A 12,059-nucleotide genomic window follows, 5' to 3' on the forward strand; every position below is an offset into this window, starting at 1 on the left:
GGCATCAATCGTGCGGCAAGAGCCGCATGCGGCGGAACGACCAATGCATCGCGCGGTACCAGAAATAGCCGGCCAGCGCGCCGCAAACCGAGAGAATGATGATATTGGCGGGATGATACTCGCCGCTCCACCACAACATTCCGCCGACCCAGAAGATCGTGAAGAAGATGGCGCCGAGCTTCAACCGCGTTGCCTGATCCATGATACCCCTCCGATGGCTGGCGATGGATGGCACCATGAGCGCTGCGACCTCGCCGCACCGTGAGCAGCGTCACGCTGCGTCGAGGCTATGAACCCACAAAATCCAGAGTGGTTGGCGGACTTCCGCTTTGATGCGCGCTCCGGACTCACATCGGACATCGCGTGAGGTCCGAAAGGGCCAATAAGCGAACATGCAGTAACCGCATCTACAGGGGTCGGGTCTATAGACGTGCCGCTAAGTGAGGCGAGAGAATGAAAGCAGATAATCGGCTGGCGGTGTTTTGCCTGGTAGTGCTGTCCATCATCATTGCGGGCATCATGGTCGAGAAGTTTTGGGACTGTCGTCTCAAAGGAGGAGCGGAAGAGGCCTGCTTGTTCACGCCTGCTCCTTACACGCCACCATAGGGCGCCAACTGAGGCAGCCTAATCGTAGCCCTTGCCATTAGGTCTGCTGGAGCGAAGACCGCAATGGGTCAAAAGCGTCGTTTTCACCGTCTGACGAAGACTTCCGGTGTACCCCGGTGAACGGACATCGCCAGGGCCGGTCGGCATGTCTCAAAAGGGCCAATTCCAGACCTTGGCACTTGCAGACGAGAAAGTCTCAAAGGCGATCATCCTGAAATCACGCCTTGGGGCCAGGGTAGAAGCACGATCTTACCGCCGAGTCCGCCGGCATCGATGCGGGTGTGGGCCTCGCGCGCGGCCGCGAGAGGCAGACGGTCGATAACTACGGGATGGATAGCGCGGTCGCGAAGTAGGTCGAACAGCGTGACCATGTCAGCTTTGAAATCTTCTGGGTGCGCTGATCGGCGTGAGGTGATGTTGTAGAACACGGCGTGACGGCCGCCAAACAGACCGCTCAATGCGTTCCACAGTTTGAGCCGCGCCAAACCGAGTGCCGCTGACGCCAAGCCTGCGCCGCCAACTGCCATTGTCTGGGCACCGTAGCCGACGAGTAGGCCGCCGGGTGCGAGGCAAGCGAATGACCGCGCGAAATGCGCGCCGCCAATCGCATCGAAGGCTGCATCGACGCCGACCCCGCCCGCACGCCCTGCGGTGAGCCCGCGCACAGCCGCGACGAAGTCGCCGGCGCGATAGTCGATCGCCGTTGCGCCGAAGCGCTCTACCACAGCCATGTTGGTCGCCGAGCAAGTGCCAATCGCCTTCAGGCCGAGATGGCGCGCCAGATCGAGTAGCGCCGTGCCGACCGTGCCAGAGGCACCAATTACGAGGATAGTTGCTCCGCGCGGTAGGCGACCGTATCGGGTGAGCATTTGGTAGGCGGTGAGATAGGCCAGCGGGATGCACACGGCTTCGGCGGGATCGACGCCATCGGGGACCGGCACGAGAAAGCGCGCGGGGCGGATCGCATACTGTGCGTACCCACCGACGACACAGAGATCAGCAACCAACTGTCCGGTGAGCTGGGCAGGCACGCCGGGTCCGGCCTCTTCGACGACGCCGACAAGGTCGTAACCCGGGGTGAACGGCAGTGGCCCCTTGAAGTCTGGGTAACGGCCGCGCCGGATGAAGGTATCGGTGAAGCCGGTGCCGGCAGCGAGCACCTTGATGCGGACCTCGCCATGGCCGGGCTGGGGAATTGTCGGCTGTTCCGCCAGTTCTAGGACCTCGGGGCCGCCGAACCGAGCGATACGAATGTATTGCAACGCCATGCGTCGAATATAGCGACGGGTTGACCGCTTGTCGAACGTACATGTCCGTCATGGGTCAGTTGCGTCGTTCTGACGGCGCGCAGGCCACTTCCGGTCTACCTCAAAAAGCAGACATGTTTAGAGTCCGGAGGCACGTCTCAAAGGGGCCAATTCCAGACGCTCGGATTCAATGCAGGCACTACCGCTACCGCTTATACCGGTGATTAACCGGCGCAGGCCGAAAGCGCAGGTGATTGATTGCGATTCTTGAAAAGCAGAGCCTTGGCCGTGAAGAAAATCGGCGTCTTTCTTGTGTTCCTGCCTGCGGCAGTTGCGGCCGCCGCCTTGTTCGGCATGATACACGATCAGATTAGCTACTCCGTCTCGCCGGAATACTACACGAAGTTCAAGTTTATTCAGTTTCGAGTGATCGATCTTCACGTTCCTGATCGCATTCGCTTTGCAATCGTGGGTTTCCGCGCATCATGGTGGATGGGAATTCCATTGGGCATCCTCTGCGGCTGGCCGGCAAATGAGGCTGTCCGCGCGGCGTTCAGCAGGGCGACGCGACTTCCGAAATGTCATTCGCGTCGATGAGCCCACGCCCCTACCCGAACCGCGCCCGCGACCGCTCCCTCGCCTTCTCGGCCTCGACCTCGCGGTCGCGCGGCGGCGCGTTGGTCTGCAGCGAGGCGAGCAGACGCCGCGCGCTGTCGGAGACTTCGGAAACCGCGCGGTTGAACGCCTCGGCGTTCGCCTGCGAGGGCGAATTGAAGCCGGAGAGCTTGCGCACGAATTGCAGCGCGGAGGCATGGATCTCCGCGTGCGTGGCCGGGGGATCGAAATTGAACAGGGTCTTGATGTTACGGCACATGGTTCTCTCTTCTGCAGAGGTCTTCGATCAAGGACGAACGGCCGGTGCAAAATCCGACGGCTAGGCTTATTCTGTCATGAAACTAGCGGCGTGTTCACCCCTGTCGGCACCTGCAAGCAGCGAGTTCCCGATGCCCCACGTGATCTACAAGATCGTCGAACATGACGGCGGCTGGGCCTACACCGTCAACGGCGTGTTTTCCGAGCCGTTTCCGAACCGCGCCACGGCGCTGGCAGCCGCCCGGCGCGCGGCCGCCGAGCAGCGCGTGCCCGGGCGCACCGAGGTGATCGAATACGAAACCGATGATGGAAAATGGCGGTCGGAGACCGCCGCCGGCAATGACCGGCCGGAAACCGAAGTGGAAGGTTAGTGCATTGTTCGGCGGTCTGGTGTGCTAGGTTCCCCTGTCAAGCGGTCCGCAAAGACGGCCGCAGTTTTTGGGGAGACCATGATGAATTTTTCGCACGCCGCCTTTTCGGCCGCCGCATTGGCCCTGACCTCCATCACCGCCTTCGCCGCCGATTATCCCGCACCCAAGCAGGGCGACTGGATCGCCAAGAATTTCAAATTCCACACTGGCGAGACGATGCCGGAATTGCGGTTGCACTACACCACGATCGGCGAGCCGACCGGTCAGCCCGTGCTGGTGTTGCACGGCTCGGGCGGCTCGGCGGCCAGCATGCTGACGGCCGGATTCGGCGGGGAGTTGTTCGGCCCCGGCCAGCCGCTCGATGCCGCGAAATATTACATCATCATTCCGGATAGCGTCGGCCATGGCAAATCGTCAAAGCCTTCCGACGGCATGAAGACGGCGTTTCCGAAATACAATTACGAGGATATGGTCGACGCGCAGCATCGCCTGGTCACGGAAGGACTCGGCGTGAAGCACGTGCGGCTCGTGATCGGCAATTCGATGGGCGGCATGCACACCTGGATCTGGGGCGGCAAATATCCTGACTTCATGGACGCGCTGGTGCCGATGGCCTCGCAGCCGACCGAGATGGCGGCGCGCAACTGGATGCTGCGGCGGATGATGCTGGAGACCATCAAGAACGATCCCGATTACAATCGCGGCAATTACATCACCCAGCCGCGCATGATGAAGTACGCCATCAACGCCTTCGGCATTGCGACCGGCGGCGGCACGCTGGCCTATCAGGCGCTGGCGCCGACGGCGGCGAAGGCCGACAAGATGGTCGACGACCGGCTGGCAACCGCTGTTACCGCCGATGCCAACGACTTCATCTACCAGTGGGAAGCCTCGCACGATTACAATCCGGCGCCTTCGCTCGAGAAGATCGAGGCCACGCTGCTCTTGATCAATGCCGCCGACGACGAGCGCAATCCGCCGGAAACCGGCGTCACCGAGGCAGCGATGAAGCGCGTCAAGAACGGACGCCTGTTCCTGATCCCGGCCTCCAGCGAGACGCGCGGCCATCTCACCACCGGCAATGCGAAGTTCTACAAGAAGGAGCTGCAGGAGTTGCTGCAGAGCGCGCCGCAACGGGCGATGTAAGCCTGGGCCTTTGGAAAGGGCACAATCCGCGCGCAAGAAGCCATGATTTCGCACCGCATCAAGTCTGCTTCGCTCACATCGCTCATTATTTGAGCGTGCATCGACAAGCGGGCTCCGCTTGAATTGTCCTCAGATTACGAATCGTGAGCGGCATGCGCCGTCGCGAGGAAGAGGCAACGCAGCGGAGGATCGGATGCGAAGGCTTGCGCCATTCGGCTTGCTCGTCTGCCTTTCGGTGCTGGCCGGCGCAGCACTCGCTGTCGACAGGGGCCAGTACGACCACGTGCCGCCGGATATCCGCGCCTGGTTCAAGAGCGTGATCGCGCCGAACGGCGTGCCATGCTGCGATGAGTCGGACGGGCATCGCACCAGCTACGACGTTCGCGACGGGGCCTATTGGGTGCCGATCGAGGGCCAATGGATGCAGGTGCCCGAGCGCGCGGTCATTCGCGACCAGGGCAACCCGGTCGGCGAAGCCGTGGTGTGGTACGTGCACCACCGCGGCAGCATCATCATTAGCTGCTTCGTGCCGGCGGACGCGGTCTAGTCCAAGATGACGGTGGCACCGGCGGATGATAATCTGAAGGAAAATCGAAAGGAGCCGCCCTTGTCCGATCTTGCCCCTGGCGACCTCGCCACGATCTATCCCGCTCCCACGCCGCGCGTGGTCGCCAAGGCGCGGCCGGAGATCGACGCGCATGCGAAAAAATTCATCGGCATGTCGCCGTTCTGTGTGCTCGCCACCTCAGGTTCGGACGGCAGCGTCGATGCATCGCCGCGTGGCGGCAATCCCGGCTTCGTCCATGTCGCGGGACCGAACCTGCTCTTGATGCCGGATCGCTCGGGCAACAACCGCATCGACAGCTTTCGCAACATCGTCGAGGGCTCGGGCTTCGTACAGTTGATCTTCTTCGTGCCCGGGATCGACGAGACGCTGCGCGTCGGCGGCAAGGGCAAGCTATCCGTCGATCCGGAGCTGATGGCGTCGATGATCGAATTCGGCAAGCCGCCGCGCGCGGTGCTGCATATCGACGTGAGGGAAGCCTATTTCCACTGTGGCAAGGCGCTGATGCGCTCGAAACTGTGGGCGGCCACGCAGGTCGAACGCTCGGTGATGCCGAGCATCGGCGAAGTGATCCACGACCAGACCGGACTTGGCGAGCGCGAAAGCCAGGCGGAGATCTACGAGCGCTACAAGACGCAGTTGTAGGATTGTCTCGGCAGGATCCTGATCACCCCCCTGGAGGGGTCCGGACGAGCGAAGCTCGCTCGGGGGTCGGCGCTCATGAAATGAGCGGCGGGGTGGGGTGACGGTCTCTCCGCTCGATCAGCCCCCGAGTGGAGAGACCGTCACCCCGCCCCGTCTTGCATTCGCTTCGCTCATACGAGCCGCCCCTCCCGCTCCAAGGGGAGGGTATGAAAGTCAGTCCCCGTTCTCGAGGCCGCCGACGTGCTTCTGGGTGTAGAGCTCAAGCCCGATGCGCTGGATCAGGTCAAGCTGGGTTTCGAGGAAGTCGATGTGATGTTCCTCGTCCTTCATCACGGTCTCGAACAAGTCGCGCGAGACGTAATCCTTCACGCCATGGCAGTAGGTCGCCGCTTCCTGATAGAGCGTGCGCGCGGTCATCTCAGTTGCGAGATCGCATTCGATGATTTCCCTGACGTTCTGGCCGATCCGGAGCGGATCGAGCACCTGCATGTTGGGAAAGCCGTCGAGGAACAGGATCCGGTCGGTGAACTTGTCTGCGTGCTCCATCTCCTCGATGGATTCCTTGCGCCAGACCTTGGCAAAATCCAAAAGGCCCCAATTGTTCAGGAGCCGGTAGTGCAGCCAGTACTGGTTGATCGCGGTGAGCTCGCTGCGCAGGCCCTTGTTGAGATAGTCGATGACCTTGGGATCGCCCTGCATGGGTCCACTCCAATTTCCTCAGGCCGACACGGCCTGACACTGTATTTAGAACGCTTCTAAATCAGTTTGGAGCCAAGAGCAACTGTTCCGCGCAAAAATGCGGCGGGAACCGGGGAAATCGGGGAAATTCGAAGGGATTTCAGACGGATTTCAGCAGGCCGCGAGGGCGAAGGCCGGAGCGGTTTCCTGCGCCGGCTCGTCGTTGGCGGCCTGGCGCGTGTGTGGGCAACCGGAGCAGCACTCCTTGGCGCAGGCGCCGAGCGCTTCATCGATGATGGTCTTGATGGTGCGCGCGCAGCGGCCGCATTCGGCACTGCAGCCGAGGCACCCGTAAATCTGCTTGGGATTTCGCGGCAGATCCGAAGCTGCAGTCACAGCATTACGGACATCGTGGTCGCTCAGGACGTTGCAGGAACAGACGATCATGAAACCGGTAGAACCCTTGGTGATGCCTGCTCATCGATATGGAAGAGAGCTGCGAGATGCAAAAGGAAAAGCCGCATTTTCAAGCAATTCCAAACTGATGCCGGGGAAATACTGGAATGAATCTAAAAGGCGGTGTTGCGGTAGATCAAATGGGCGCTGATCTCCCGATGTTTCCGGCATCAGTCGCCGCCACTGCTGCCGCCGCCTCCGCTCAGCGCCCGCCAGCATGAATACCGTGATTCCGCTCCTCGTCGCCGTGTCCTGCGTTCAAGGAAAAAGAAGAACATTTCGGTGTCTTCGCACCGTGACCTGCCTCACTTCCCGTTTCGTCGCCCCCGCCCTGCGCGGCCGTTCATTGATCATTCAAGCGAAATGTGGAACTTTTGCCGGGACGGAACTTAACGTCGTTTGCTCCACGAGAAAGGTGAGGCCATGAAGAAGACATTGATGGCGCTCGGCGCCGCCGCCGCGTTGGCCGTTTCGGCCGTGGCTGTTCCCGCTCCCGCCCAGGCGCAGCGCGGCGTTGCGGCAGGCGTCGCCGCCGGATTGATCGGCGGCGCCATTGTCGGCGGCGCGATTGCTTCGCAGAACGGCTACTATTACGGCCCGGGCTACTATGAGCCCGGTTATGGCGGCCCGGCCTATGTCGTCGATCCCGGCTACGGCGAGTCCTGCATCTGGCAGCGACAGCGGTTCTGGGATGGCTATGGCTGGCGGGTCCGCAACGTCAGGGTCTGCGACTAGAGCCGCTTCGCTCGAAAACGCTCGAGCTGCCGTTCATCTTCATTAAATTGCACCCGACACCCCGGAAAAGGCAGTGCTTTTCCGGGGTGTATGCGATTTCCGGCCCGAAAAAGACCGCTTTTTTCGACGACCGTTTGAAGACGTTTACTTTCGATTGACCCATGTGCGCTTTTTTAGCGGAGCGGCAGTTCGAAACAGCGTGTGAGTCATCCCCTAAACCCGGCGCCCGAAGGCGTCACTCCAGGAGAGCCCAGGACATGAAGAAGACATTTGCTGCCTTCGTCGCGGTCGCAACGATTGCCGGTTCGCTTGCCTCGACGCCCGCGAGCGCACAGCGTGGCGTTGCCGCAGGTGTGGCGGCCGGCTTGCTCGGCGGCGCGATCATCGGTGGCGCGATCGCCTCCAGCCGCCCGGCTTACGGCGGTCCGGTGTATGTGGAAGAGGCGCCCTATCCGGCGTGCCGCATGGTTCGCGAGCGCTTCTGGGATGGCTACGACTGGCGCTATCGCCGCGTCGAGGTCTGCCACTGATCTGACATCAGCGCGATCTGCGCGTGTTGATCAAGGCCCGGCCGATATCTCGGCCGGGCCTTTTGTTTTCGCCACAGAAATCCGGATGTTTGCTCACCCTCCCCTGGAGGGGGAGGGTGACTATCGGCCCGCGCTCATCGAACGCAGCACCGCTTCGCTCGGCCAGCAATCGACCTTGAGGCCCGCCGACTTCTGATACGCGCCCAATGCCGCACGGGTCTGCATGCCCGCCTTGCCGTCGAGCTTGTCGTTGTAGAGACCGATGCGCGTCAAATGACGCTGCATGGCCTCGACATCGGCGGAGCGCAACTGCGTCGAGGCCGACCACGGGGTTGCGAACGGTAGCGGGCTCGTCATGCGGTCAGCGAGATGGCCGACGAACAGCACATACAGATCGGAGAAATTGTATTCCTTGATGACGAAATAGTTCTTCGTCGTGAGGAACGACGGGCCGTAGATGCCCTCCACCTGCAATAGCGAGGCCGGCTGCGCCTGTTCGGCCGCACTCAGCCTTTGTCCGCGCACCGGCACAAAGCCGGCGCGCAGCCACTCGGCGATCGGCTTCGTCACCTCGGGCACGCCCATGGTGCAATCGGCATTGGCGGGCGCCTTGACCTCATAGGCCCAGCGCACGCCCGCCTGCCAGCCCTTGTTGACGAGCTGCTGCGCGGCGGACGCCAGCGCGTCCGGCACGGAATTCCAGATGTCGACACGACCGTCGCCGTCGAGATCGATGCCGTGCTTGTAGTATTCGGACGGCAGGAACTGGGTGAGGCCGGTGGCGCCGGCCCAGGACGAGCGGAAATCCTTGCGCGCCACCGCGCCCTCGCCGAGAAGTTTGAGCGCCTGAATGAACTCGGTGCGATACTGATCCTTGCGCCGGCCGACATAAGCCTGCGTCGCGACCACGCGGAGCATATCGTGCGGCAACCGGTAGCGGCCGAAATCAGTCTCGCGGCCCCAGATCGCGAGCACGATGGATGCAGGAACGCCAAAGCGCTTTTCGATCTCGGTGAGAGCGGCGCGATGCTTCTGCATCAGCTTCTGCCCCTCGGCCGCCAGCCGCGCGATCGAGGATTCCTTCACATAGTCGGCCGGCACCTGCACAAATTCGGCCTGCGACGGCGCGCCGGTGGGCGGCCGCCCGGGCAGCAAGAGATCGGGCAGTTTGTAGTCAGGCTCCAGTCCTTGCGTTTCGCGATCGAACGTCGCGCGCGACACGCCGGCCGCCTGCGCCTCCGGCCATAGCGAAGCGACGAACTGGGTGAAGGCGGCGTCGGCGGCGAACGCCGGTTGCGACGCGGCGAGCGTCACCGCAGCCACTATCAGAACTGCGGCAGCCGCCCTCGTTCGCAAAGCTGAAAATCCGATGATCGACAGGCCGCCCATCAATGCGAAGTGGCGCGCTTTGCTTCGTCGATAGCCATGTTCGACACCCGGTCGACATAGGCAATGCCGATGGCCGACAGAATGAAGACCGTGTGAATGATGGTCTGCCACATGACGCCAGTTTCGGTGTAGACGCTTTTTCCCGACGCCAGTGCACCGGCCTCGATGAAGGTCCGCAAGAGATGGATCGAGGAGATGCCGATGATCGCCATCGCCAGCTTGATCTTGAGCACGCTGGCGTTGACGTGACTGAGCCATTCCGGCTCATCGGGATGGCCCTGCAGGTTGAGACGGGAGACGAAGGTCTCATAACCGCCGACGATCACCATCACCAGCAGGTTCGAGATCATGACGACGTCGATCAGGCCCAGCACCGCCAGCATGATCTGCTGCTCGCTGAAATCGAAGGCATGGGCGAACAGATGCCACAGCTCCTTCAGAAACAGCACGACATAGACGCCTTGCGCCACGATCAGGCCGACGTAAAGCGGCAATTGCAGCCACCGCGAGCCGAAGATCAGCATCGGAACAGGGCGCAATGCCTTCCCCTTACCTTTCGGCGGCAAGGGTGTTTCGGGGGTAAGGGACATCAGAGGTGGCTCGCTGGAGGATTGGAACTGCGGAATGAAGCCTATATCTACGCACTGTCACCGCCGTGTGAAGCGACAACTGGCCGCAGCACAAGCAGGACACTAATCATGCAATCGCCCGATTGGTTCACCTCGTCAGCTTCTTGTACTTCACGCGGTGGGGAATGATGCTGTCCTGGCCGAGCCGGCGCATCTTGTCCTTTTCGTAATCCTGGAAGTTGCCTTCGAACCATTCGACATGGCTGTCGCCTTCGAAGGACAGGATGTGGGTGGCGATGCGGTCGAGGAACCAGCGATCGTGGCTGATGATGACGGCACAGCCGGCGAAATCCTCCAGCGCCTCTTCCAGCGCGCGCAGCGTATCGACGTCGAGGTCGTTGGTCGGTTCGTCGAGCAGCAGCACGTTGGCGCCTGATTTGAGCATCTTGGCCAGATGCACGCGGTTGCGCTCACCGCCCGACAGCGCGCCGACCTTCTTCTGCTGGTCGGCGCCCTTGAAATTGAACGACGAGCAATAGCCGCGCGAATTGACCTCGCGCTTGCCGAGCAGGATCAGTTCGTTGCCGCCGGAAATCTCTTCCCACACCGTCTTCTTGCCGTCGAGATCGTCGCGCGACTGGTCGACGTAGCCGAGGTGGACGCTCTCGCCGACGGTGATGGTGCCCTTGTCCGGCTCTTCCTGCCCGGTGATCATGCGGAACAGCGTGGTCTTGCCGGCGCCGTTGGGGCCGATCACGCCGACGATGCCGCCCGGCGGCAGCTTGAAGGTGAGATCGTCGATCAGCACGCGGTCGCCGAACCCCTTGGTGAGCCCTTCGAAATCGACCACGTTCTGGCCGAGGCGCTCGGCCACGGGAATGGTGATCTGCGCGGTCTGAGTCTGCTTCTCGCTCGCCTGCTTGAGCAACTCCTCATAGCGCTGATAGCGCGCCTTGGACTTGGCCTGGCGTGCCTTCGGTGAGGACGCGATCCATTCCTGCTCGCGGGCCAGCGTCTTCTGGTGCGCGGCCTCCTCGCGGCCCTCCTGCTCGAGGCGCTTCTGCTTCTGCACCAGCCAGGACGAATAATTGCCCTCGTAGGGAATGCCGCGGCCGCGGTCGAGCTCGAGGATCCAGCCCGTGACGTTGTCGAGGAAGTAGCGGTCGTGGGTCACGATCAGGATCGCGCCGGGATAATTGCGCAGGTGGCCTTCCAGCCACGACACCGACTCGGCATCGAGGTGGTTGGTCGGCTCGTCCAGCAGCAAGAGGTCCGGCTGATCGAGCAGCAATTTGCACAGCGCGACGCGGCGGCGCTCGCCGCCGGAGAGTTTTGTCACGTCGGAATCGTCGGGCGGGCAGCGCAGCGCGTCCATCGCCTGGTCGACCTTGCTGTCGAGATCCCAGAGACTCGCGGCCTCGATCTCGTCTTGCAATTTGGTCATCTCATCGGCGGTTTCGTCCGAATAGTTCATCGCCAGCTCGTTGTAGCGTTCGAGGATCGCCTTCTTCTTGGCGACGCCCAGCATGACGTTTTCGCGGACGGTAAGCGCAGGGTCCAGGTGCGGCTCCTGCTCGAGGTAGCCGACGCGGGCGCCCTCGGCGACCCAGGCCTCGCCGGTATATTCCTTGTCGAGACCAGCCATAATCTTGAGCAGGGTCGACTTACCGGAACCGTTGACGCCGAGCACGCCGATCTTGGCGTCCGGGTAGAAGCTCAGATGGATGTTATCGAGCACCTTTCGGGTCGGGTAGCTCTTGGTCAGACCCTGCATGAAATAGATGAATTGGCGAGCCATCGCGATCCTTGGAATCGTTGGATTTTACGGAAATTTGCTGCCGCTGATGTAGCGGCGCGGCCCCCAAAGGGCAACCGCGGCGGGGCGTTTTCCATCCGTTCACCACGGATGAATACGGGATCGTCACCATGTCCGCCGAGATCCCGACAATTGAAACTATCTTTTAATAAATCAGGCGAAAACTCGTTTTCAGCGCCGAAAAAGGCGTCTTGAAAACAAGGGCCCGCGTCATGGCTACGATCGCTTCGGCATCCCTTTCCGCCCCGGCTCATGCAAGCGCCGGACTGGCAAAACCGTTGGCAGAACTCCGCGCTTTCTGGCGCCAGTTCGTGGCCAGGGCGTTCAACCCCTACCGCCCGGAACTGCACTATATGCGCGGCCCGGGACCGGCCTGGCGCGCCAAGCATCCCGGCCATTCGAACTGAGATTTCCTGGTTTTTGAGCCTGCCCT

The 12,059-nt window shown here is 61.8% G+C and carries 17 protein-coding genes; 9 read left to right on the top strand and 8 right to left on the bottom strand.

What is annotated here, in order from left to right:
* Positions 1-4 precede the first annotated feature (4 nt).
* Positions 5-202: a hypothetical protein gene (locus V1290_RS11510; protein WP_334364514.1), complete on the bottom strand. Its 198-nt coding sequence runs from the start codon at positions 200-202 to the stop codon at positions 5-7.
* A 251-nt stretch (positions 203-453) separates the two neighbouring features.
* On the opposite strand from V1290_RS11510, the gene V1290_RS11515 reads away from it, so the two are divergent.
* Positions 454-606 carry a hypothetical protein gene (locus V1290_RS11515; RefSeq protein WP_156438217.1) on the top strand — a complete coding sequence of 51 codons (153 nt, stop codon included), beginning with the start codon at positions 454-456 and terminating at the stop codon, positions 604-606.
* 206 nt (positions 607-812) lie between these two features.
* Here V1290_RS11515 and V1290_RS11520 read toward each other — a convergent pair whose 3' ends face one another.
* The gene (locus V1290_RS11520) at positions 813-1,868 is read right to left on the bottom strand and encodes a medium chain dehydrogenase/reductase family protein (protein WP_334364515.1); all 1,056 of its coding nucleotides are present in this window, start codon (positions 1,866-1,868) and stop codon (positions 813-815) included.
* A gap of 273 nt (positions 1,869-2,141) precedes the next feature.
* Between V1290_RS11520 and V1290_RS11525 the strand changes: the two genes are divergently transcribed.
* On the top strand, positions 2,142-2,450 hold the full coding sequence (locus V1290_RS11525) for a hypothetical protein (protein WP_334364516.1): 309 nt from the start codon (positions 2,142-2,144) through the stop codon (positions 2,448-2,450).
* Between the two features lie 10 nt (positions 2,451-2,460).
* Here the strand turns inward: V1290_RS11525 and V1290_RS11530 are convergent, their stop codons facing one another.
* Entirely contained in the window at positions 2,461-2,727 is a 267-nt protein-coding gene (locus V1290_RS11530) for a DUF2277 domain-containing protein (protein ID WP_028347019.1), read from the bottom strand.
* 130 nt (positions 2,728-2,857) lie between these two features.
* Here V1290_RS11530 and V1290_RS11535 point away from each other — a divergent pair, with 130 nt between their 5' ends.
* The 4 genes from V1290_RS11535 (at position 2,858) to V1290_RS11550 (ending at position 5,453) form a co-directional block, all read left to right on the top strand.
* On the top strand, positions 2,858-3,097 hold the full coding sequence (locus V1290_RS11535; protein WP_334364517.1) for a DUF2188 domain-containing protein: 240 nt from the start codon (positions 2,858-2,860) through the stop codon (positions 3,095-3,097).
* 81 nt (positions 3,098-3,178) lie between these two features.
* The gene (locus V1290_RS11540) at positions 3,179-4,243 is read left to right on the top strand and encodes an alpha/beta fold hydrolase (RefSeq protein ID WP_334364518.1); all 1,065 of its coding nucleotides are present in this window, start codon (positions 3,179-3,181) and stop codon (positions 4,241-4,243) included.
* 193 nt (positions 4,244-4,436) lie between these two features.
* Positions 4,437-4,790 carry a hypothetical protein gene (locus V1290_RS11545; RefSeq protein WP_334364519.1) on the top strand — a complete coding sequence of 118 codons (354 nt, stop codon included), beginning with the start codon at positions 4,437-4,439 and terminating at the stop codon, positions 4,788-4,790.
* Between the two features lie 6 nt (positions 4,791-4,796).
* Positions 4,797-5,453: an MSMEG_1061 family FMN-dependent PPOX-type flavoprotein gene (locus V1290_RS11550; protein WP_442893667.1), complete on the top strand. Its 657-nt coding sequence runs from the start codon at positions 4,797-4,799 to the stop codon at positions 5,451-5,453.
* A 213-nt stretch (positions 5,454-5,666) separates the two neighbouring features.
* On the opposite strand, the gene bfr is transcribed toward V1290_RS11550, so the two are convergent.
* Together bfr and V1290_RS11560 are read right to left on the bottom strand one after the other, a co-directional pair.
* On the bottom strand, positions 5,667-6,152 hold the full coding sequence (gene bfr, locus V1290_RS11555; RefSeq protein WP_334364521.1) for a bacterioferritin: 486 nt from the start codon (positions 6,150-6,152) through the stop codon (positions 5,667-5,669).
* Between the two features lie 150 nt (positions 6,153-6,302).
* Positions 6,303-6,578, bottom strand: coding sequence for a (2Fe-2S)-binding protein (locus V1290_RS11560; protein ID WP_334364522.1), 276 nt, complete (start codon positions 6,576-6,578; stop codon positions 6,303-6,305).
* A gap of 432 nt (positions 6,579-7,010) precedes the next feature.
* Here V1290_RS11560 and V1290_RS11565 point away from each other — a divergent pair, with 432 nt between their 5' ends.
* Positions 7,011-7,322 (top strand): hypothetical protein, encoded by a 312-nt coding sequence (locus V1290_RS11565; RefSeq protein WP_057841790.1) that lies wholly within the window; start codon positions 7,011-7,013, stop codon positions 7,320-7,322.
* Between the two features lie 257 nt (positions 7,323-7,579).
* Positions 7,580-7,852 (top strand): hypothetical protein, encoded by a 273-nt coding sequence (locus V1290_RS11570; RefSeq protein WP_057841791.1) that lies wholly within the window; start codon positions 7,580-7,582, stop codon positions 7,850-7,852.
* Positions 7,853-7,972: 120 nt separating this feature from the next.
* Here the strand turns inward: V1290_RS11570 and V1290_RS11575 are convergent, their stop codons facing one another.
* The 3 genes from V1290_RS11575 to ettA all read right to left on the bottom strand — a co-directional run bounded on the left by V1290_RS11575 (position 7,973) and on the right by ettA (position 11,608).
* Positions 7,973-9,241: a lytic murein transglycosylase gene (locus tag V1290_RS11575; RefSeq protein ID WP_334364523.1), complete on the bottom strand. Its 1,269-nt coding sequence runs from the start codon at positions 9,239-9,241 to the stop codon at positions 7,973-7,975.
* Positions 9,241-9,831 (bottom strand): TIGR00645 family protein, encoded by a 591-nt coding sequence (locus V1290_RS11580; RefSeq protein WP_028347030.1) that lies wholly within the window; start codon positions 9,829-9,831, stop codon positions 9,241-9,243. The genes V1290_RS11575 and V1290_RS11580 overlap by 1 nt, the downstream gene beginning before the upstream one ends.
* 127 nt (positions 9,832-9,958) lie before the next feature.
* Positions 9,959-11,608 carry an energy-dependent translational throttle protein EttA gene (ettA, locus tag V1290_RS11585; RefSeq protein ID WP_334364524.1) on the bottom strand — a complete coding sequence of 550 codons (1,650 nt, stop codon included), beginning with the start codon at positions 11,606-11,608 and terminating at the stop codon, positions 9,959-9,961.
* A gap of 230 nt (positions 11,609-11,838) precedes the next feature.
* Here ettA and V1290_RS11590 point away from each other — a divergent pair, with 230 nt between their 5' ends.
* Entirely contained in the window at positions 11,839-12,033 is a 195-nt protein-coding gene (locus V1290_RS11590; protein ID WP_334364525.1) for a hypothetical protein, read from the top strand.
* Positions 12,034-12,059 lie beyond the last annotated feature (26 nt).

Source organism: Bradyrhizobium sp. AZCC 1578, from assembly GCF_036924675.1.
Classification (GTDB): domain Bacteria; phylum Pseudomonadota; class Alphaproteobacteria; order Rhizobiales; family Xanthobacteraceae; genus Bradyrhizobium.

Bases quoted from the DNA above. Each gene is read 5' to 3' on its own strand.
- V1290_RS11510 (WP_334364514.1), bottom strand. From the start codon at position 202: ATGGATCAGGCAACGCGGTTGAAGCTCGGCGCCATCTTCTTCACGATC.
- V1290_RS11515 (WP_156438217.1), top strand. From the start codon at position 454: ATGAAAGCAGATAATCGGCTGGCGGTGTTTTGCCTGGTAGTGCTGTCC.
- V1290_RS11530 (WP_028347019.1), bottom strand. From the start codon at position 2,727: ATGTGCCGTAACATCAAGACCCTGTTCAATTTCGATCCCCCGGCCACG.
- V1290_RS11535 (WP_334364517.1), top strand. From the start codon at position 2,858: ATGCCCCACGTGATCTACAAGATCGTCGAACATGACGGCGGCTGGGCC.
- V1290_RS11540 (WP_334364518.1), top strand. From the start codon at position 3,179: ATGAATTTTTCGCACGCCGCCTTTTCGGCCGCCGCATTGGCCCTGACC.
- V1290_RS11545 (WP_334364519.1), top strand. From the start codon at position 4,437: ATGCGAAGGCTTGCGCCATTCGGCTTGCTCGTCTGCCTTTCGGTGCTG.
- V1290_RS11550 (WP_442893667.1), top strand. From the start codon at position 4,797: ATGACGGTGGCACCGGCGGATGATAATCTGAAGGAAAATCGAAAGGAG.
- bfr (WP_334364521.1), bottom strand. From the start codon at position 6,152: ATGCAGGGCGATCCCAAGGTCATCGACTATCTCAACAAGGGCCTGCGC.
- V1290_RS11560 (WP_334364522.1), bottom strand. From the start codon at position 6,578: ATGATCGTCTGTTCCTGCAACGTCCTGAGCGACCACGATGTCCGTAAT.
- V1290_RS11565 (WP_057841790.1), top strand. From the start codon at position 7,011: ATGAAGAAGACATTGATGGCGCTCGGCGCCGCCGCCGCGTTGGCCGTT.
- V1290_RS11570 (WP_057841791.1), top strand. From the start codon at position 7,580: ATGAAGAAGACATTTGCTGCCTTCGTCGCGGTCGCAACGATTGCCGGT.
- V1290_RS11575 (WP_334364523.1), bottom strand. From the start codon at position 9,241: ATGGGCGGCCTGTCGATCATCGGATTTTCAGCTTTGCGAACGAGGGCG.
- V1290_RS11580 (WP_028347030.1), bottom strand. From the start codon at position 9,831: ATGTCCCTTACCCCCGAAACACCCTTGCCGCCGAAAGGTAAGGGGAAG.
- ettA (WP_334364524.1), bottom strand. From the start codon at position 11,608: ATGGCTCGCCAATTCATCTATTTCATGCAGGGTCTGACCAAGAGCTAC.
- V1290_RS11590 (WP_334364525.1), top strand. From the start codon at position 11,839: ATGGCTACGATCGCTTCGGCATCCCTTTCCGCCCCGGCTCATGCAAGC.